Genomic DNA, 20286 nt, shown 5'->3' on the forward strand with positions numbered 1-20286 from the left:
GCGTTCTCGCACGCCGACGTGCCGTTCGAGCGGCTGGTCGAGGTGCTCAATCCGGCACGCTCGATGGCCCATCACCCGATCTTCCAGGTGGGCTACTCGTTCCAGAACACGACGAAGTCCGACCTGCAGCTACCCGACCTGACCGTCGCACCGCTCGACATGGAAGGCGACACAGCTCAGTTCGATCTGCACCTCGTCCTCGGGGACAGCCCCGAGGACGAGGAGATGTCCGGGGTGTTCACCTACGCCACCGACCTGTTCGACGCGGTGACCGTGCAGGGCTTCGCGGATCGGTTCCTGCGGGTGCTCTCCGCTGCCGTCGCGTCACCGCAGGTCGCTGTCGGCGATCTGCCGTTGATCGGGGACGACGAGCGCGCCCAGGTGGTGTCGGGCTGGAACGACACGGCACGGGCACTGCCCGAGACGACACTCGCCGATATGTTCACCGCCGCGGCCGTCAGGGATCCGGACGCCACCGCGGTCGTGTTCGAGGACGAGTCACTGTCCTATGGCGAATTCGCCGCACGGGTCTACCGGCTCGCTCGCCACCTCATCGATCTGGGTGTGGGACCGGAAACTGTCGTGGGCCTTGCCCTTCCGCGGTCGGTGGAACTGCTGGTCGGCATGTATGCCATTGCGCAGGCCGGCGGCGTGTACCTGCCGATCGATCCGGATCATCCCGTCGAGCGGACGGCCTACGTGCTCGGCAGCGCGCAACCCGTGTGTGTGCTGACTCTCCGGAGCGTCGTCGCGTCGCTGCCGACGGGTGTCGATGTCGTCGTCCTCGACGAGCTCGACCTCACCGGGGCGGCGGACACGTCGATCACCGATGCCGATCGCCGGGCACCGTTGCGGTCGACCCACGCGGCCTATGTGATCTACACGTCCGGCTCGACCGGCCGGCCCAAGGGCGTGACCATCACGCACGGTGCCATCGCGAACCAATTGCGATGGAAGCAGGACGAGTACCCCCTGACCGCCGACGATGCGGTGTTGCTGAAAACGGCGGCCACCTTCGACCTCTCCGTGTGGGAGTTCTGGTGGGCGCTGACCTCGGGGGCACGGCTCGTCGTCGCCAAGCCGGACGGTCACCGAGATCCGTCGTACCTCGCCGGACTCGTTGCCGAGCAGCAGGTCACGAACGTGCACTTCGTTCCGTCGCTGCTCGCGGCTTTCGTCTCGGTGGCGGAATCTGCCCAGCTTGCGTCGTTGCGACGGGTTCTCTGCATCGGTGAGGCTCTCCCGGCCGACACCGTGCAGCGCCTGCGGGACGTCAGCGGTGCCGAAATCTTCAACTTGTACGGCCCGACCGAAGCGGCGGTCAGCGTCACGCACTACCGGTGCGGCGTCGAACGGGGCGGTTCCGTCCCGATCGGGCGACCCGAGTGGAACACGCAGACGTACGTTCTCGACACCCGGCTGCACCCCGTGCCTACCGGCGTGACAGGTGAGCTCTATCTGGCGGGTGACCAGCTGGCTCGCGGCTACTTCGGCCGCCACGACCTCACCGCGGAACGGTTCGTGGCCAACCCCTTCGGGCCTTCGGGTGCCCGGATGTACCGGACCGGTGACCTGGTGCGGTGGAATAGGGACGGCAACCTCGACTATGTGGGCCGCTCCGACTTCCAGGTGAAGGTCCGTGGATTCCGCATCGAGCTCGGCGAGATCGAGCGTGCGCTTCTCGCGCACCCCGCGGTGGCTCAGGCAGTCGTCGTCGTGCACAGCGATCGCCACACCGGTGACCGGCTGGTCGGTTACGTCGTGCCGGAGTCCGAAGATGCACTCGACATCGCGGACGTGCTCGGATCCGTCGGCCGCTCGGTGCCGGGATACATGGTTCCGGCGGCACTCGTGACGCTCGACCGGTTGCCCCTCAACATCAACGGCAAGATCGACCGCAAGGCGCTGCCCGAGCCCGAGTTCGCAGGGGTTTCGGACCAGTACAAGGCGCCGCGGACCCCGGTCGAGGAGATCGTCGCGGGAGTGTTCGCGGACGTGCTCGGCCACGAGCGTGTCAGTGTCGATTCCAGCTTCTTCGACCTGGGTGGCAACTCGCTCGTGGCCACCCGTGTGGTGGCCCGGGTGAACGCCGCACTCGATTCCTCGATCGGTGTGCGTGAGCTTTTCGAGGCGCCCAGCGTGATCGCCCTGTCCGCACGGGTCGAGCAATCCGAATCGGCGGGGGTCGGCCGGCCCGCGCTGGTCCCGCAACCGCGTCCGGCGCGGATCCCGTTGTCCCCGGCGCAATCTCGGATGTGGTTCATCAACCAGTTCGATACCGCATCGGCGGCCTACAACATCCCGCTCGCCATTCGGTTGACCGGTGAACTCGACGTCCGAGCCCTCGAACAGGCCCTCGGGGACGTCGTCGAACGGCACGAGACCCTGCGCACCCGCTACCCGGACACGGGAGAGGGTCCCGGGCAGGTCGTCGTGTCCCGCGCCGAGGCGTTCACAGAACTCGAAGTCCAGAGCGTCGCCGACGAGGACGGTCTGCGGAACCACGTGATCGCCCTCGTCACCGCCGGATTCGATGTCGCGAAGGCAGTACCCGTCCGGGCCCGCCTCCTGCGGCTCGACTCCGAGCATCACGTGCTGGTGATCGTCGTCCACCACATCTCCGCGGACGGTGCCTCGACGGCGCCGCTGGCGCGTGACGTCGTGGTCGCCTACAGCGCCCGGGCCGCCGGATCCGAACCCAACTGGGCCCCGCTCGACGTCCAGTACGCCGATTTCGCGTTGTGGCAGCATGAACTGCTCGGCGACGAGAACGCCCCGGATTCGTTGGCCGCGAAGCAGATCGACTACTGGCGCGAGACCCTGGCCGGGTTGCCGGACGTGCTGCCGCTGCCGACGGACCGACCCCGGCCTCCGGCCCAGTCGATGCGAGGCGCCAACTTCGAGTTCGAGATCGATGCGGAACTCCGTCGACGCCTCGGCGTGCTCGCCCGCGAGCACAATGCGTCGCTGTTCATGGTGGCGCACGCCGCGTTGTCAGTCCTGTTGGCCCGGCTCAGCGCCACGCAGGACATCGCCATCGGCACCGCGATAGAAGGACGCGGTGAGGCAGCTCTCGACGATCTCGTCGGCATGTTCGTCAATACCCTGGTGCTGCGCTCGCAGGTAGATGTCGACGACCGATTCGCCGACCTGCTCGCGCAGGTCCGCCAGCACGACCTCGGCGCGTTCACGCACACCGATGTTCCGTTCGAGCGTCTGGTGGAGATTCTGCAGCCGGAGCGGTCGACCGCCTTCTCGCCGCTGTTCCAGGTTGCGCTGGCGTTCCAGAACATCGAGCAGGCCCACCTCGAACTTCCGGGGCTGACAGTCGAGGGTCTCGACGGGGGAGTCAGCGCGGCCAAGTTCGATCTCCAGCTGACTCTCGCGGACGCTGCCGGAGAGCCCGCGGACACCGGTGGCTTCGCCCCGATGCGCGCGGTGTTCACCTACGCCACCGACCTGTTCGACGAACGCACCATCGCCGCGTTCGCGTTCCGGTTCCGCCGCATCCTCGAGGCGATCACCCGTGACGCCTCGGTGGTCATCGGTGACATCGACGTCCTGAACAGCGACGAGCAGCGGGTCCTCGCGCCCGTGCGCGGTGCAGCATCGGTTCCGCCGCAGACGTTGGCCCGCATCCTCGCCGCCGCGGCGGAGGCAAACCCCGAGGCTGTGGCGGTCGTGTGCGGGAACCAGCAGGTCACATACCGCGAACTCGACGAGCGCTCGAACCGTCTGGCCCGGGTACTGATCGGCCGCGGAATCGGTTCGGACGATTTCGTGGCTCTCGCACTCACCCGATCGGTGGAGTCGATCCTCTCGATCTGGGCGGTCGCGAAGACGGGTGCCGCCTTCGTGCCCGTCGACCCGAGCTACCCGTACGACCGCATTCTGCACATGGTCACCGATTCCCGCGTGGAGATCGGCCTGACCACGGCGGCGCACAGCACCGACCTGCCGGACACGGTGCGGTGGCTCGTCCTGGGCGACGAAGACATGGACAGTGCATGCGCCCACGTCTCGTCCGAGGCCGTCACCGACGACACCCGAATCCGCCCCACGCGGGTGGACGACGCCGCATATGTCATCTACACCTCGGGCTCGACCGGTCTGCCGAAGGGCGTCGTCGTCACCCACACCGGGCTGGCGAACGTCACGCGGGAACAGGTCGAACGGCTGGGGCTCACGCCGCAGTCGAGGGTCCTGCACTTCGCGTCGCCGAGCTTCGACGCGTCCGTGTTCGAATTGCTTCTGGCCGTTGCCGCCTCGTCGACGATGGTCATCGCCTCCGGAGTCGTGTACGGCGGCGAGGAATTGGCGCGATTGCTCAGGGAGCAGGAGGTCAGCCACGCCTTCATCACCCCGGCGGCGCTGACGACGGTGGATCCGGCCGGCCTGGGTGGCATCGAGGTTCTGTCGGTGGCCGGTGAGGCCTGCCCGCCCGAGCTGATGCAGAGGTGGGCGCCCGGCCGGCGCATGTACAACCTGTACGGCCCCTCCGAAGCGACGATCTGGAGCACGTCGAGCTCCCCGATGAGGGCCGATCGGCCCGTCACCATCGGCGGTCCGACGCGCGGTGTCGACGTGGTCGTGCTCGACTCCCGGCTCAGCCCCGTCCCGGTCGGTGTCGCGGGTGAGCTCTACGTGGCGGGGCCGAGCGTGGCACGCGGCTACCACAATCGATTCGCCCTCACTGCAGAGCGTTTCGTCGCCAACCCGTTCGGTGGTCCGGGGGAGCGGCTGTACCGCACGGGCGACGTCGTCCGCTGGGTCTACGCCGACGACGAAGGATCGGAAGGACAGGGCGAGCTCGTCCTCGACTACGTCGGTCGATCCGATTTCCAGGTGAAGGTCCGCGGATTCCGGATCGAGCTCGGCGAGATCGATGCCGAACTCGGAAGGCATCCGAGCGTGGACTTCGCGGTCACCCTCGGCCATCATCGCGAGCAGACCGGTCAGACCGTCCTCGTCTCCTACGTGATGCCTGCCCCGGGCGCGTCGATCGACGTCGCCGAGTTGTCCGCGTTCGTGTCCGAGACACTGCCGGGCTACATGGTGCCCTCCTCGATCATGCCGATCGACTCGGTGCCGCTGACACCCGCAGGAAAGTTGGACCGCAAGGCACTACCGGAACCCCGGTTCGTATCGGTCGCCACCGAGTACCGCGCGCCGTCGACGCCGATGGAGAAGGCCATCGCCGACGTCTTCGCGCAGGTCCTCGGTGTGGAGAGGGTCAGCGTCGACGATTCGTTCTTCGCCCTCGGCGGCGACAGCATCGTGTCGATCCAGCTGACCACGCGGGCCAAGAACGCCGGTGTCCTGTTCTCGGCGCGAGACGTGTTCGAGCGCAAGACTGTTGCCGAACTCGCCGACGTCGCCGCCTGGGCCACCGACGTCGAGTCGGTGACCCTCGAGGAACTGCCCGGCGGCGGAGTCGGTTCGATACCCCTCACGCCGATCGCGCACTGGCTGACCGAAAGCGCGGGCCGATTCGACAGGTTCTCGCAGGCCGTTCTGCTGACCACGCCCGCCGGCGTGACCCGGGAGCAGCTGGTGGAGACCGTGGACGCGATCCTGAGTCACCACGACATCCTCCGATCCCGGTTGACCCGCTCGGGGAACGACTGGGTGTTCGACGCACTGCCCGTCGGCGAGGCTCTCGGCGCCGATGAGCTGTTCGAACGCGTCGAGTTCACCGACAAGCCGGGGACCGAGGCATTCGAGCGGCTGGGGCGTGCGGCACTCGACCGCGCCGCGAGCCGACTCGATCCCGCATCGGGGCGGATGACGGAATTCGTCTGGTTCGCTCCCGCCGAGTCGCTGCCCGGACAGAGCGGACGACTGCTGGTGCTGGCGCACCACCTCGTCGTCGACGGTGTGTCGTGGCGAGTGTTGTTGCCCGACTTCGCCACCGCAGGATCACAGATCGCGCGGGGGGAGAAGCCGCAGCTCGAGCCGGTCGGCTCGTCGGTGCGGGCGTGGGCGCACGGGTTGGTGGAGGAAGCGAAGTCTCCGCACCGCGTGGCCGAACTCGACTTCTGGCGGACCATGCTCGACGGCACCGATCCGCTGCTGGGCAAGCGGGCTTTCGACCCGGAGCGGGATGTGATCGCCCGGACTCACAGTCTGAGCATGACCTTCTCCACACCGGTGACGCAGGCGTTGCTGACCTCGATCCCGCAGTCCGTGAACGGTGGCGTCAACGACGGCCTTCTCGCGGCGCTCGCGCTCGCTGTCGCGCAGTGGCGCCGGAACAAGACCGGAGTCGACGACGCCCCGGGCGACCAGTCGGTGCTCATCAATCTCGAGGGCCACGGCCGTGAAGAATCCGTTGTCCCGGGTGCCGACCTGTCGCGGACCGTGGGCTGGTTCACCAGCCTGTTCCCCGTGCGCCTCGATGTCTCCCGTGCCGACCTGGCCGAGGCGTTCGACGGCGGACGGTCTGCGGGTGCGGCTCTGAAGGCCGTGAAGGAACAGCTGCTGGCGGTCCCGGACCGCGGCATGGGCTTCGGCTTGCTGCGCTACCTGAACGACGAGACCGCCCCGGCGCTGGCAGCGCTGCCGACGCCGCAGATCGGCTTCAACTATCTCGGTCGCGCGGGTTCGGTCGACCTCCCGGAAGAAATCCGGGACCTCGGCTGGGTCCCCGACAGCGACTCGGGCGAGTTCGGCGGCGCAATGGACGACGAGATGGTCGCGCCTGCTGTGCTCAGCATCAACGCCGTCACCTCCGAATCGGCATCGGGTCCCCAACTCGAGGCGAAGATCGCGTTCGCCGAGGAGATCCTCGACGAATCCGACGTCTGGGAGCTGGCCGAACTCTGGCACGCGGCGGCGGCTGCGTTGGCAGAGCACGCGTCACGGCCCGACGGCGGCGGCCTGACCCCGTCGGACGTCCCGCTCGTCACCGTGACCCAGCACGATCTCGAGATCCTGGAACAGCGCTACCCGGAGGCCTCCGACGTGTGGCCGCTGGCACCGCTGCAGTCCGGCATGTTCTTCCACTCGGTGCTCGCCGAGGACGCCGTCGACGTGTACACCGCACAGGTGGTGCTCGGCCTCGCAGGCACCGTCGATGCCGCCCGATTGCGGGCTGCCGCCGAGGCGCTCATCGCGCGTCACGCGAACCTGCGTACCGCCTTCGTCACCGACGATGCCGGGGAAGCGGTGCAGGTGGTCGTCGATTCCGTGGAACTGCCCTGGGAAGAGATCGACCTGTCCGGACTGTCCGAGGCGGCACGTGAAGAACGGATGAGCACCCTTCTGGGTGAGCACCGCTCGGCTCGCTTCGACATGGCGCGACCCCCGTTGATGCGTTTCCTGCTGATTCGCACGGGGCCGGATACCTTCAGCTTCTCCATCAGCAACCACCACATCCTGCTCGACGGATGGTCGATGCCGTTGCTGATGAAGGACTTGTTGGTGTTGTACGCCACCCGGGGAGACAGCTCGGTGTTGCCGCGGGTACGTGGCTACCGCGACTTCCTCAGCTGGCTGTCCGCGCGTGACACGCACGCCTCACACACGGCGTGGGCGCATGCACTTGCCGGGCTCGACGGTCCCACCGTGCTCGCCCCCGCACCCAGCGGTCCGGTACGCCCCGAGCCCGCCGAGTTCGCGGTACGCCTCGGTCCGGCGGTCAGCGAGAACCTGGCGCGCGTCGCCCGGGATCGTGGCCTGACGATGAACACCATCGTCCAGGCAGCGTGGGGTCTGCTCCTGTCCCGGATGACGGCGTCCGACGACGTCGTCTTCGGTGCCACGGTGTCGGGTCGTCCGCCGGAGGTCAACGGCATCGAATCGATGGTGGGTCTGTTCATCAACACGATCCCGATCCGCGTGCGCATCGATCCCCGCGAGTCGCTCCTCGGGCTTCTCGAGCGTCTACAGGCCGAACAGTCGGCCCTCCTCGAGCATCACCACATCGGGCTGCCCGAAATCCAGCAGATCGCCGGAATCGGCGGACTGTTCGACACGTTGACGGTGTTCGAGTCGTACCCGATCGATCGGGCCGGTCTCACCGAGTCCAGCGACATCGACGGGTTGCGGGTCACCGGTGCGCAGATCAGCGACGCCTCGCATTACCCGCTGAGCCTCCTGGCGCAGTCGGACGCCGAGGTCCAGCTGGTACTGAAGTACCTCCCGGACGTGTTCGGGGCAGACACTGTCGAGCGGATCGGGGCACGCCTGGACCGCATCCTGCACACCATCGCTGCCGGCGGTGCCACGCTGGTCGGCGATCTCGACCTGCTGGCGGCGGAGGAACGCGACCTCGTCCTGTCCCGGTGGAACGACACCGCGCACGGCGTCTCCGCCCAGTCCGTGACCTCGATGTTCCGTGCTCAGGTGGCGCGCACCCCGGATGCGACCGCCGTGGTCGCCGGGCAGGATCGGCTGAGCTACGCGCAGTTCGACGCGCGGGTGAACCGGCTGGCCCGTCACCTGATCGCGCTGGGCGTGGGACCGGACTCGGTGGTCGGCATCGCGATGCGACGCTCCCTCGACATGGTGATCAGCCTGTACGCCGTGCACGCGGCGGGCGGTGCATACGTGCCGATCGACCCGGAGCATCCGGCCGACCGGACCACCTACGTGGTGGACAGCGCTGCCCCGACGTGTGTGCTGAGCGTTGCCGACGACATCGCCAATCTCGACGTCGACGTGCCCGTGTATCTGGTGGAGGACTTCGACCTCTCCGGCTACGCCGACACTGCAGTCGAGGATGCCGAGCGGCTCGGTGAACTCCACCCGGAGAACCTGGCGTACGCGCTGTACACGTCCGGTTCGACGGGACGCCCCAAGGGTGTGGCGATTCCGCATTCGGCGCTGGCCAACCAGCTCGAGTGGATGCGGGACGAGTACGGCATCGGTGCCGAGGACGTGATTCTGCAGAAGACTCCCTTCACGTTCGACGCCTCGGTGTGGGAGCTGTTCTTGCCGTTGGTGGTCGGCGGCACCCTCGTCGTCGCTTCCCCGGACGGTCACCGCGACCCCGAGTACATGGCGAAGACGGTGGGCGCGGAGTCGGTGACCGTGGTCCAGTTCGTTCCGTCGGTCCTGACGATGTTCCTCGACGCGGCCACGGCCGACCTGTGCGGTTCGCTGCGGCTGGTCTTCGCCGGCGGTGAACCACTTCCGCAGTCGGCGGCGGATCGGCTCGCACGGATTGGTTCCGCCGAGCTGGTCAACCTGTACGGACCGACCGAGGTCACGATCAACTCGGCGGCTCAGGTCGTGGACCGTTCGCGCACCGGAACCATCGCGCCGATCGGTAGCCCGGTCTGGAACACCCGGGCCTACGTGCTCGACGCGAACTTGACGCCGTCGCCGATCGGTGTGCCCGGTGAGCTGTACCTCGACGGGGCCCAGCTGGCGCGCGGATACATCAACAGCGCTGCGCTGAGCGCCGAACGATTCGTCGCCGACCCCTTCGGCGTCGACGGCGCACGGATGTACCGCACCGGTGACCTCGTGCGGTGGAACGAGAGCGGTGAACTGGAGTTCGTCGGCCGTACCGACTTTCAGGTGAAGGTCCGCGGCCTGCGTATCGAACTCGGTGAGGTGGAGGAGGCCTTCGTGCGCCACACCGACGTGGCGCAGGCGGCTGTGATCGTGCGGGACAGTGAGGTCGGCGCACGGCTCGTGGCGTACGTCGTGCCGAAGCCGGGTTCGGCTGTCGACACGGCTGCGCTCACGGGGTTCGTCGCAGAATCGTTGCCCGACTACATGCTGCCGGACGCCGTGATGGTTCTGGCCGAACTGCCACTGGGTACCAGCGGCAAGCTCGACCGGCGTGCCCTACCGGTGCCCGACTTCGCCTCGGCGGCCCAGTTCCGGGCGCCGCGCACCGACAGCGAACGGGCGCTGGCGTCGATCTTCGCGGAACTGCTCGGGCGGGACCGCGTGGGTGTCGACGACTCGTTCTTCGAGCTCGGTGGCGACAGCATCGTCTCCATTCAGCTGGTGGCGCGGGCACGGTCGGCCGGGATCCACTTCACGGCACGCGACGTGTTCGAGCGGCGCACCGTCGCCGAGCTGGCGGCGGTCGCCGATTCGGGCGAGTCCGCGGCAGCTGCGTTGCAGGAATACGAGGGCGGCGGTGTCGGCACGGTGCCGCTCACTCCGGTCGCCCGGAAGATGGTCGAGCGCGGTGGGAATTTCGACCGCTTCGTGATGCCGCTGATGGTGACGCTTCCTGCCGGCATCGGACGTGACCAGCTGATCGCGACACTCTCCGCGGTGGTGGACAAGCACGACGCTCTCCGTGCCACGCTGGTGTCGGAGTCGTCGGAGCCTGCCCTCGAGATCGCACCCGCAGGCAGTGTCGACCTCGACGGTGCCGTGGAGCGTGTCGCCGTCACCGCCGAACCCGGTTCACCGGAATTCGACGAGGTGGCGAGTGCCGCCTTCGGGCAGGCGCTCGACCGGCTCGACCCCCGAACAGGTTCGATGCTCCAGTTCGTGTGGTTCGACCCGGCCGATTCGAGCCGGGCGGGCCGACTGCTGGTGGTGCCCCATCACCTCGTGATCGACTCGGTCTCGTGGCGCATTCTGGTGCCGGACCTCGCAACGGCCGGTGCCCAGATCGCAGCGGGGCAGACGCCGTCGCTGGAGCCGGTGGGAACGTCACTGCGGCGGTGGACCGACGGCCTCCTCGAGGCAGCCGCGAGTCCGGAGCGGGTGGCCGAACTGGCCGTGTGGGAGCGGATGCTCACCGGCCCGGACCCCCTGCTGGGGTCGCGGGAACTGGATCTTCGGTCCGACGTCGTCAGCACTCTCGAGCGCACCCGGGTCGATGTGCCGGCCCCCGTCACCGAGGCCTTGCTCGGGACGGCTCCCGGCGCACTCGACGCGGAAATCGGTGACGTGCTCGCCGCGGGCCTCGCACTCGCGGTCGCCGCCTGGCGGCAGGGCCGTGGGATCGACGAGCCGTCGGCGGTAGTCACTCTCGAGGGCCACGGTCGCGAAGAATCAGTGGTTCCCGGTGCAGATTTGTCCCGTACGGTCGGCTGGTTCACCACGATGTATCCGGCTCGACTCGATCTCGCAGGGGTCGATATCGGTGAGGCGATCGAGGGTGGCCCGAGTGCGGCAGCCGCGGTACAGGCGGTACGGAATCAGCTCGCTGTCGTACCTGACAAGGGGATCGGCTACGGGTTGCTGCGTTACCTGAACCCGGAGACCGCCGCGGTCATGAGCAACTGGCCGGAACCGCAGATCGTGTTCAACTACATCGGCCGCGTCAATGCTGCGGAAATTCCCGAGGCGGCGCAGGGCCTGGACTGGCTGCCCGATTTCGAGACTTCGGTGACGGGTGGACAGGTGAACAGTGAGATGCCTGCCCAGGCGGTGCTCGACATTCAGTCGGTGATCACCGATACCGCGGATGGTCGGCAGTTGACGGCGTTCATGTCGTTCCCCCCGGGAATTCTGACGGCCTCCGAGGTGGACGACTTCGGGCAGTGCTGGGTAGCGGCACTGACCGGTTTGGTGGCACAGGCGCGGTCCCGAGCCGGACGCTGACGCATCGTCCGAGCGGTGGGAGAGCTCGTCTCTTCCGCCGCCAGGACGGGCCGGAGCCGACCCCGGTGGTATTTCCGCCTCGGTAAATACCTCGAGTTCACTGAATCGGCGCATAACCCGCCTTCGGTACCGTGCAGTGTGAATTACTCGATAATTCCAGGTGGCGAGGGTCTTCGCGACAGACCTAGAGTATTTTGAACAATTGTCCAAATGATGGCCTCGGTGCGCGGATATGCCCCACCTTTGCTATTACTGAGGCATGTCGATTTCAACTCTCTCTGTGGTTATCCCGGCGTACAACGAGGAAGCGGCAATCCAGGAGTGTCTGGACAGGATATTCGAGCAGATCGATCACATCGACGAGGTCATCGTGGTCGACAACAACTCGACCGACGCGACGGCAGCGATAGTTGCTGCTGCGCAGCACCGGGAACCCAAGGTGCGGCTCGTCAAGGAAGTGACACAGGGCTGTGCGCCTGCGCGTAGCACGGGAATGAATTCCGCGACGGGAGATATCGTGGCGAGAATTGATGTCGACACGAAAATTAATGAGAATTGGGCCGCGAATATCAAATCGTTCTTTTCCCGGCACAGCGACAGATATGCCGCGGCGACCGGTACCTGCATCTGCTATGACCTTCCGTTTCAGGGGCTGTTCGCGTCCTTGCAGCGAAAGATGAATGCGAAGAATGAGGCGAAACTCGAGCGGGGTGAGTCGATCGCCGCGCCCGGACTTTTCGGTTCGAACATGGCGATTCTCAAGACGGCGTGGGAGGACATCAAGTCCGCGTTACACGACGGCGAGGACGTCCACGAAGACACCGATCTGTCGTTGACCCTGCAGAGCGAGGGATTGTCCTGTGCGATGGTGCCGGGGATGGAAGCGAGCATCTCCGGTCGTCGGTATCTGTCTCCGGTGGGTAGTTACTGGCGTTACGTGCTGCGCGGTCCTCGCACGCTTGCGCTGCACGGCAAGCGCCTGTCGGCGGCCCTCGGGACGTTCGCTGTCGCCGCGACCGCGATGCCGTTCTATCTCCTCATGTGGGTGCCGTTCCGTGCGTGGGATCCCGAGCGGGAGTCGTTCTCGCTGGGCCGCCTCTTCGCCGGCGCCGAACGGCGACCGCAGCCTCGCGCGCACGTGTGAGGTGCTATGCCCAGTCGAACGACATCTCGCCCGCGACGCCGAGGTGCTTGCACAGTTTGTGAATACCGCCGAAGTCCTGCACCAGAGCAGAACGCCCTGTGTCGTGTTCGGCGTCGTCGATCATCGCCTGCCCGTCGTGGAGGTCGATGACCTCGACGATGGTGCGCCACGTCGAGTAGTCGTTGCTGCTGAAGGCGGTCATCGCATCGACGAGCCCGTCCAGGAGGTGCCGCCGGTCGTCGGGCCCCAGCGTGTCGTAGACGACGCCCGCGATCTCGTCGGCGATGGAGGCGTGGCAGTACTCGTCGCGATTGTGTAGTCGCACCGTGGCCCGGTTCACCGGCTGGATCGCCTCGTTCTCGGAGATGAGGTCCAGGTACGAGCTGATGGAGATCTCGGCGACCGTCATGAAGGCGAAGGTGGTGATCGCCCGCTTCCGGGGGTCGGCGGCGTCAGCGGTGGCGGCACGCTGGCGGCGCAGTGTCAGCACGTCCGGCAAGGCGTTGTTCGGCATGGCCCAGCCGCGGCGCCTGCGCGTCACCGCGCTCGCGTTCAGATGCATCAGCGTGTGGTACTGCTCGTCGACCATGGCCTCGTGTACCGCTACCGCGAACGTGTCGCCGATACCGGTGTCGAGGGCGTCGTGGGCGACGAGATCGAAGCCCGGATTCACGACGTACTGCTCGATGTCCATCACGTTCTTGTTGAACGCGATCCAGCCCCACGCGCGAAGTCTGTTCTGCTGATCCTCAGGTGCGTGGCGGAAACTGTCGTGGTCGGCGAAAGGCAGCAGTTCGTCGGGGTAGTCCCGCTTGTCGAGGTCGAACAGGGCGTCGAGATCAGGTTCCGGCTTCTTCACTGTCGCCCGCTGCCCCCAATTGCGGGCGAGCCGGGCAACCACGGCGCTTTCGACCGGGTCGTTCGGGTCGTGCTCCGGCAGGGCGTGGGTGTTGTCGATCGTCATGAGGATTCTCCGTTCCCGTCCCAGAACCGGGGCGCGGTGTGCTGGAGGTCGGCGAAGAGTTCGGCGCACAGGCGGGCGAGGGGCTCGCGCCGGTCACCGAGTGTCGAGACCGACCGGGACATGAGGTCGGCGAAGTCCTGGTCGGTGCCGTTCTCGACGGTGTGGTCGACCGTGCGCATCGCGTCGGTGAGCGCGCGTCGGGCCTGCGCGGCGAACGGATTGCCGGCCTGGATGTCCCGGTACACCTCGGGTACCCCACCCCCCACGCGTGCGAGGAGGGCGAGGGACATCAGGTGCGGTGGGGTTGCCATCGCCGTCAGCTCGGCGCCGTCGGCCCCCAGTTCGCCCAGCGCCAGTCCGAATGCGAGCACACCGGCGTGGGTGAGTGCCTGGGTGAGCGCGGTCAGCCGATCATGGCGCTCGGCGTCCAGATGGACGATCGACGCACCCCACCCGGACAGCGACGTCAGGAACCAGCCGAGGTCACCGCGGTCCTGATACCTCACCGCCGCGATCGGCCTGCCCTGCGGCGACAGTGCGGGGGCGAACATCGGGTTGATTCCGAGCGCACTGTTGGGCAGCGGGTTCGCCCGCAGAGCGGCGTCGAATCGGCATTTCACCGACAGGGTGTCGACCAGCAGGGCGTGCTCGGCCAGCGACTCGGACAGGAACGTCAGTGCGTTCAACGCCACGGTTTCCGGTACCGCCAGCACCACCGCGTCAGCCGACTGCACCAGCGCGCGCACCTCGGGTGACGGATCGGTGATGTCGCCCTGCACGGAGTCGGCGTCGGCCACATCCGGAACGCCGATGTCGACGGTCCGGACGCGCATGCCGTCGCCGCGGAGGCGACCGGTCAGCATTCGGCCGACATCACCGCGGCCGCCGATCAGTGCGACGGTCCGGGATGATGTCGCCGGAATGGTCATGGTCCTATTTCGTTCGGGGTGTCCGCGGTGACGGATAATGCCCGCACCATGGTGGCGGCCTTGACCATGGCCTCGTCGAATTCTTCCTCCGGATCGGACAGTGCCGTGATGGCGCCGCCGATCCCGAAGGTCACTTCGCTGTCGGTAGCGACGATGGTGCGAATGACGATCGACAGGTCGGCGGTGCCGGTCAGCGAGAAGTAGCCGATCGCTCCCGAGTAGACACCGCGCGGTCCCGACTCGAGCCGGTCGATGATCTCCATCGTCCGGATCTTCGGCGCGCCCGTCATGGAACCGCCGGGGAAGGCGGCGCGGACGCACTGGACGACCGAGGCGTCGGCACTGAGCGTCCCACGCACCGTGGACACCAGCTGGTGGACCGCTGCATACGTTTCCACGTCGAAGAGCTTGGGAACGTGCACCGACCCCGGCACACACACCCGCGCCAGATCGTTGCGCGTGAGATCCACGATCATCAGGTTCTCGGCGCGGTCCTTCTCGCTGTCGAGCAGGTCCTGACGCAGGGCCGCATCCTTGGCCGGGGTCGCCCCACGCGGACGCGTTCCCTTGATCGGTTTCGACTCCACCACGCGGTCCGGGCCGATCCGCAGGAAGCGTTCGGGCGACGCGCTGAGAACCGACAGGCCCGCGAACTGGAGGTACGCGCTGTACGGAGTGGGGCTGATGGTGCGAAGCAGCTCGAAGGTGTGCAGTGGATCGATCGTCTGATCGACGGTCGCCATGTTGGTCAGGCACACCTCGTACGACTCGCCCGTCCGAATTTCGGCGAGCGAGGACGCGATGTGCTCGAGATACCGGTCGTGGTCGTGACGCAGTGCCAGCTCGGTCGATTCGGGTTTCCTGATAGGAGGCACTGCCGACGCCGGGTGGTCGGGCTCCGCGAGCCGCCGTAGCGCCGCCTCCATCTCGTCGAGCCACCGACGCATCTCGGGATCGTCCTGGTGATCGCTGAGACACAGCGCATACGTGCGTTCGCTGGAATGATCGATGACCACGGCTCGGTCGGCGAACACGAGTGCAGCGTCGGGGGTGGGCGATCGGTGGGCGGCGGCGCCACCCGTCTGGGCCTTCAGTTCGTAGCCCAGATAGCCGACGTAGCCCAGCCCGAACGGCACGCCGGGGAGTCCGGGAACCGACCTGGCCGCCAGTTGGCGTTCGAGGTAGTCGAAGAACGGGGCGTGGACCTGTTCAACCGGTAGCCCCTCGCGCATGATCCGCACGATCGATTCACCGACGTCGTAGGTGATGTACTCGGCTCGGGGCCCGGAGCAGTTGCCCATGATGGTGAAGCGCGAAGTCGGTTCCGATGCCGACGTGCCGTCGAGCCAGAAGGCGTTCGGCCCCGTGGCGAACAGATCCTCGAAGGTGGTGCGTGGGTCGACCTCGTGGTCGATGCGGACCTGCGAGATGACGTACGGCGCGTGCGGGACGGGGATCTTCAGCATCGACCCGGGAGTCGGTGTACCCGAGTGCGTCGGGGTGAGGTCGCGGAAGTTCGCGAGCAGTTCGTGTCCGAACGCCGTACTGATCGACTCGGGGTGGAATTGAACGCCCCACAGGGGCCGGCTCCGGTGACGCACGCCCATCAGGAGACCGTCGGTGGTCCAGGCCGTCGCCTCGAGGTCCGAGGGCAGATCCCGCGCGATCAACGAGTGGTATCGCACGGTGGGGAACGGCGACGGGATGCCCTCGAAGAGTTCGCTGCCGTGGTGTTCGACGAGCGATACGCGTCCGTGCATCGGCTCCGGCGCCAGGACGACCTGTCCGCCGAACAACTGGCACAGTCCCTGATGACCGAGGCACACCCCCAGGACGGGCAGTCCGGTTTCGGCGATGACCCGGGCGCTGATGCCGAAATCACGGGGGCGTTCGGGGCGTCCTGGACCGGGGGAGATGACGATGTTGTCGAACTCGGACCACCGCACGGAGTCCCATTCGACGTCGTTGTGCACCACGGTCGGGGGCTCGCCGTTCACCTCGGCGAGCAAGGTGAAGAGGTTGTAGGTGAAGGAGTCGTAGTTGTCGACGAGCAGCGTCCGCGTACTCATGACGATTCGACATTCGTCGAGGGATGGGGGCGGTGGTGGCCGTTGTGGCCACTGTCACCGGGACCGCTCGCGCCCGTCTCGCCGTTGATGACCAACTCCTCGAGCCTGCAGGTCTCGGCGATCAGCAGGTCGTAGAGCGCGTCGAAGAAGGCGGGGGACAAGGAGTGGCTGTCCGCGTAGCGGCGAGCGCGTTCGTGCACCAGGCCGATCCGGTGCGGTTGCATCATCGCGATGTCGGAGCGTCGCTTGAGTTCACCGATACGTCGGCACACTTCGAGTCGCCGGCCTACGGCGTCGAGCAGCGTGGCGTCGACGGCGTCGAGTTCGGCGCGCAGATCCTCGAGTGCCTGGTGCGCCGAGGCGTCAGGGGCCTTTCCGGAATCATCGCTCTTCCCCTCTTCTACGGAGAAATACATAGTCGCCCCAGTCACTCGATCGGCAGTAGCTTTCTCATCCCGACTATCGTGTGTCAGTGGTGGTTCGTTTCTCCGCGCCTCCCGGACTGCCGAGACGGCGAAATGTCGGGTTGCGGATGCGAACCGGTGGTGATCACCCCCATAGTCTCAATCACAGATTGAGACTTCGATGGACTTTTGGGTAACGTAACCAGAAGTCTATTTTCGGCCTATCCAGGATATGAGGCATATGCGTATTTCGTCGGCCACCCAGGCCCTGATGTTAGTGCTTGCGGGCATCTTGATGCTCGGTGCGGCACCTGCAGCGGCGGACCCTGCGGCGACTGAGCCCGAGCCCGTCGCAGATCCTGCGGTGCTGCCCGGGGCGAATGACTGGAACTGCAAGCCCTCGCCCGAGCACCCCCGCCCGGTCGTGCTCGTGCACGGCACGTGGGTCAGCATGGCGGCCACCTGGAAGGACCTCGCGCCGGCTCTCGCGGCCGAGGGGTACTGCGTCTTCGCCCTCAACTACGGGCAGGTCGCCGGTCTCACCGAAGGCAATCTGCTGCGCATGTTCGGCGGTGCCGACATCGCCGAGTCGGCCCAGCAACTCGCGGTGTTCGTCGATCGGGTCCGTTCCACGACGGGTGCCCCGCAGGTCGACATCGTCGGGCACTCGCTCGGTGGCACGCTCTCCCGGCAGTACCTCCGTTTCGAGGGTGGCGCCGATCGCAACAATCCCGCCCTGAACAAGGTGCATTCGCTCGTCACGCTGGGTGCTACCAATCACGGCACCAGTTTCGGGGACGTGCAGATGCTCGGTGCCGTCGCCCAGGCTCTGGGTGTGCCCGTGACGACGCTCGCCGGCGTGGCCGTCGGGCCCTCGTACATCCAGCAGATGGTCGGTTCGCCGTTCCTGCAGGTTCTCAATGCCGCGGGCGACACGGACCCGGGTATCGAGTACACAGTGGTCGCGAGTCGCCGGGACACGGTCTCGACTCCGCCGGAGAACACGTTCCTCACCGCCGGACCGGGTGCGACCGTGCACAACGTGTGGCTTCAGGACGGGTGCGAGTCGAACGCTGCCGAGCACAACGAGCTGACGACCGATCCGCGCGCGCTCTACATCATTCAGCGGGCTCTCGACCCCACGTACGCCGACCGGAACCCGGCCCCATGTGAGGTGGGCTGAGACGTGCCCTGAGGGCGGCACCCAGTCGGGACGGACTCAGTCCCAGATGCCGATCTCGTCGAGGTGGGCGACCAATCGCTGGGCACCGTCCATGAAGTGTGCCTTGTTCTCGGCTCCCACCACGTCGGCCTTCTTCTCCGCCATGGCCGCGATGAGACGGCGATGGCTCGCGACCGCCGACTCGCCCCAGTCGGGGTCCGAGGAGTAGAAGTGCGCCGGCGTGTAGCGAGTGGCGCTGAGAAGGAACCACGACAGCTTGTTCGCGTTCGCCAGGTGGTTGATGACCCGGTGAAACTTGAACTCGAGATCCTCGATGCGGGCGGCGTCGTTGTCCTCCACCGCCCGCTCGAGCTTGTCGTTGATGTCGGTCAATTCCTCGATGGCCTCGGGGGTGGCCGCCCGGGTGGCCCGCACCGCGAGTTCCTCGCCTATCTGACTCTGGAGCCAGAAGAGGTCGTGGATGTCCTCGCGACTGAGTGGGGCGACCACGTAGCCGCGGTGGGGGACGAGTTCGACGAGCCCTTCACCGCGCAGGGTCAGGAGGGCTTCGCGCACCGGCGTGACGCTGACTCCCAACTCCGCGGCGGTGTCGTCGAGGCGGATGAAGTCACCGGGACGAACGCCCCCGGACATGATCAGGTTCCGCACGTGCACGGCGACGTCGTCGGACAGCTGCGGTCGACGGCGCAGGGCCGCTGAGCTTCGTGACACGGAGGGCAACGTCATGGGTAACTCCTTAGATGCGGCAACCAGCATAAACCGCGAGCGGTGCTTACAAGCCGTAGGTCTTACCGATGATGTCGCGCTGAATTTCGTTGGTGCCGCCGTAGATGCTGGAGACGAGGGTCGAGCGAACGTGCTTCTCCATGTCGAACTCGGTGGCGTAGCCGTAACCGCCCATCATCTGCATGCCTTCGAGCGCCACCTTCTTGGCAGTCTCGGTGACCTTCAACTTGGCCATCGACGCTTCGCGGGCCAGCATCTTGTCCGGGTGGGCGTCGGCCTCCTTGGCGACGCTGTAGACGAGAAGCTTGCAGCACTCGATTTCGGTGGCGAGATCGGCGATACGGTGACGTAGTACCTGGAACGTTCCGACCGGCCTCCCGAACTGCTTGCGCTGGGTGATGAACTCGAGGGTGTCGTTGAACGCCCGCTGCGCCGTACCGAGCATCATGGCCGCGAGGATCAGGCGTTCGAAGTTCAAGCCGGTCATCAGTTGCCGCCAGCCGTTGCCGACCTCGCCGACCACGGCATCCGCGGGAAGCGCGCAATCGGTGAAGTAGAGGTCGTTCACCTCCTTGCCGCCCATGGTGCCGATGCCGCTGATCGTCAGCCCTTCCGTCCCGGCGGGCACGTGGAACATCGTCAGCCCCTCGTGCTTTCCCTCCCCGGCAGAACTCCCCGCGCCGCGCTTGACCGGTTGCCCCGTGCGGGCCACGAGGAGGATGTTGTCGGCAAAGTGCGCGTTGGAACACCACGTCTTGTGCCCGTTGATCACCCAGCCGTCGGCGGTCTTCTCCGCGCGGGTGCTGAGATTTCCGACGTCCGATCCGGCCTCCGGTTCGGACATCGAGATCGACTGCGATCGGCCGGCCACGATGCCGCGCAGGACGACGTCCTTCTGGGCCTCGGTACCGAACTTGGCGTATGCGCCACCGGTGATCCACGTCGGCCCGATGCCACCGATCGGGGCCATTCCCTTGGCAGCCTCCTCCAGAAGGATGCACATGTCGACGAGGCCTGCGCCCGAGCCGCCGTATTCCTCCGGAACCGTGATTCCGAGCCAGCCGAGCTTGGCCATCTTCTCGTAGACGTCTTGGTTGTGGTTGTGCTCCCCGTGGTTCGTCAGCTTGTCCCGCAGTTCCCGGGTGCCGGTCTCGCGCCTGCAGAAATCGGCGATCGCCGCGGCGAAGTCTTTCTGTTCACTGGTGAATTCGACGCTCATGTGCGAAGGGCTCCTCGTGGGTGAGGCGGCGGACGGCCGGCCCGGCGCAGGGGTCTGTGCGGGGCTTGCCGGAATGCGGTCTGCCGCATACTGTGATGTCCACTACATTACATCACATCACATAT

General features: G+C 66.7%; 9 protein-coding genes (1 of these 9 cut by a window edge). 3 read left to right on the forward strand and 6 right to left on the reverse strand.

The window, feature by feature from the left end; genetic code table 11:
- Together ACH49N_RS14035 and ACH49N_RS14040 are read left to right on the forward strand one after the other, a co-directional pair.
- On the forward strand, positions 1 to 11523 hold the 3' portion of the coding sequence (locus tag ACH49N_RS14035) for a non-ribosomal peptide synthase/polyketide synthase (RefSeq protein ID WP_397504592.1). 22254 nt of this gene lie to the left of the window's left edge; 11523 of the gene's 33777 nt are visible here — the last part of the coding sequence; the start codon falls outside the window, past its left edge; the stop codon is at positions 11521 to 11523.
- A gap of 259 nt (positions 11524 to 11782) precedes the next feature.
- On the forward strand, positions 11783 to 12667 hold the full coding sequence (locus ACH49N_RS14040; RefSeq protein ID WP_358272939.1) for a glycosyltransferase family 2 protein: 885 nt from the start codon (positions 11783 to 11785) through the stop codon (positions 12665 to 12667).
- Between the two features lie 4 nt (positions 12668 to 12671).
- On the opposite strand, the gene ACH49N_RS14045 is transcribed toward ACH49N_RS14040, so the two are convergent.
- Genes ACH49N_RS14045 through ACH49N_RS14060 form a run of 4 tightly spaced genes read right to left on the reverse strand, consistent with a single transcriptional unit; the run spans position 12672 to position 17045 of the window.
- On the reverse strand, positions 12672 to 13631 hold the full coding sequence (locus ACH49N_RS14045) for a diiron oxygenase (protein WP_358272941.1): 960 nt from the start codon (positions 13629 to 13631) through the stop codon (positions 12672 to 12674).
- Complete coding sequence (locus ACH49N_RS14050; protein ID WP_358272942.1) at positions 13628 to 14560, reverse strand: prephenate dehydrogenase dimerization domain-containing protein; 933 nt, start codon at positions 14558 to 14560, stop codon at positions 13628 to 13630. Before ACH49N_RS14050 ends, ACH49N_RS14045 begins: the two co-directional genes overlap by 4 nt.
- The gene (pabB, locus tag ACH49N_RS14055; protein ID WP_358272944.1) at positions 14557 to 16629 is read right to left on the reverse strand and encodes an aminodeoxychorismate synthase component I; all 2073 of its coding nucleotides are present in this window, start codon (positions 16627 to 16629) and stop codon (positions 14557 to 14559) included. Before pabB ends, ACH49N_RS14050 begins: the two co-directional genes overlap by 4 nt.
- A complete protein-coding gene (locus ACH49N_RS14060; protein ID WP_213577824.1) occupies positions 16626 to 17045 on the reverse strand; it encodes a chorismate mutase family protein in 420 nt (139 codons plus the stop codon). The genes pabB and ACH49N_RS14060 overlap by 4 nt, the downstream gene beginning before the upstream one ends.
- Positions 17046 to 17274: 229 nt before the next feature.
- Between ACH49N_RS14060 and ACH49N_RS14065 the strand changes: the two genes are divergently transcribed.
- On the forward strand, positions 17275 to 18216 hold the full coding sequence (locus ACH49N_RS14065) for a triacylglycerol lipase (protein ID WP_159925598.1): 942 nt from the start codon (positions 17275 to 17277) through the stop codon (positions 18214 to 18216).
- 36 nt (positions 18217 to 18252) lie between these two features.
- Here ACH49N_RS14065 and ACH49N_RS14070 read toward each other — a convergent pair whose 3' ends face one another.
- Complete coding sequence (locus tag ACH49N_RS14070; protein WP_159925600.1) at positions 18253 to 18942, reverse strand: GntR family transcriptional regulator; 690 nt, start codon at positions 18940 to 18942, stop codon at positions 18253 to 18255.
- A 46-nt stretch (positions 18943 to 18988) separates the two neighbouring features.
- The gene (locus ACH49N_RS14075; RefSeq protein ID WP_358272946.1) at positions 18989 to 20161 is read right to left on the reverse strand and encodes an acyl-CoA dehydrogenase family protein; all 1173 of its coding nucleotides are present in this window, start codon (positions 20159 to 20161) and stop codon (positions 18989 to 18991) included.
- Positions 20162 to 20286 lie beyond the last annotated feature (125 nt).

It is taken from the genome of Rhodococcus sp. NPDC019647 (assembly GCF_044389235.1).
Classification (GTDB): Bacteria; Actinomycetota; Actinomycetes; order Mycobacteriales; family Mycobacteriaceae; genus Rhodococcus_F; species Rhodococcus_F oxybenzonivorans.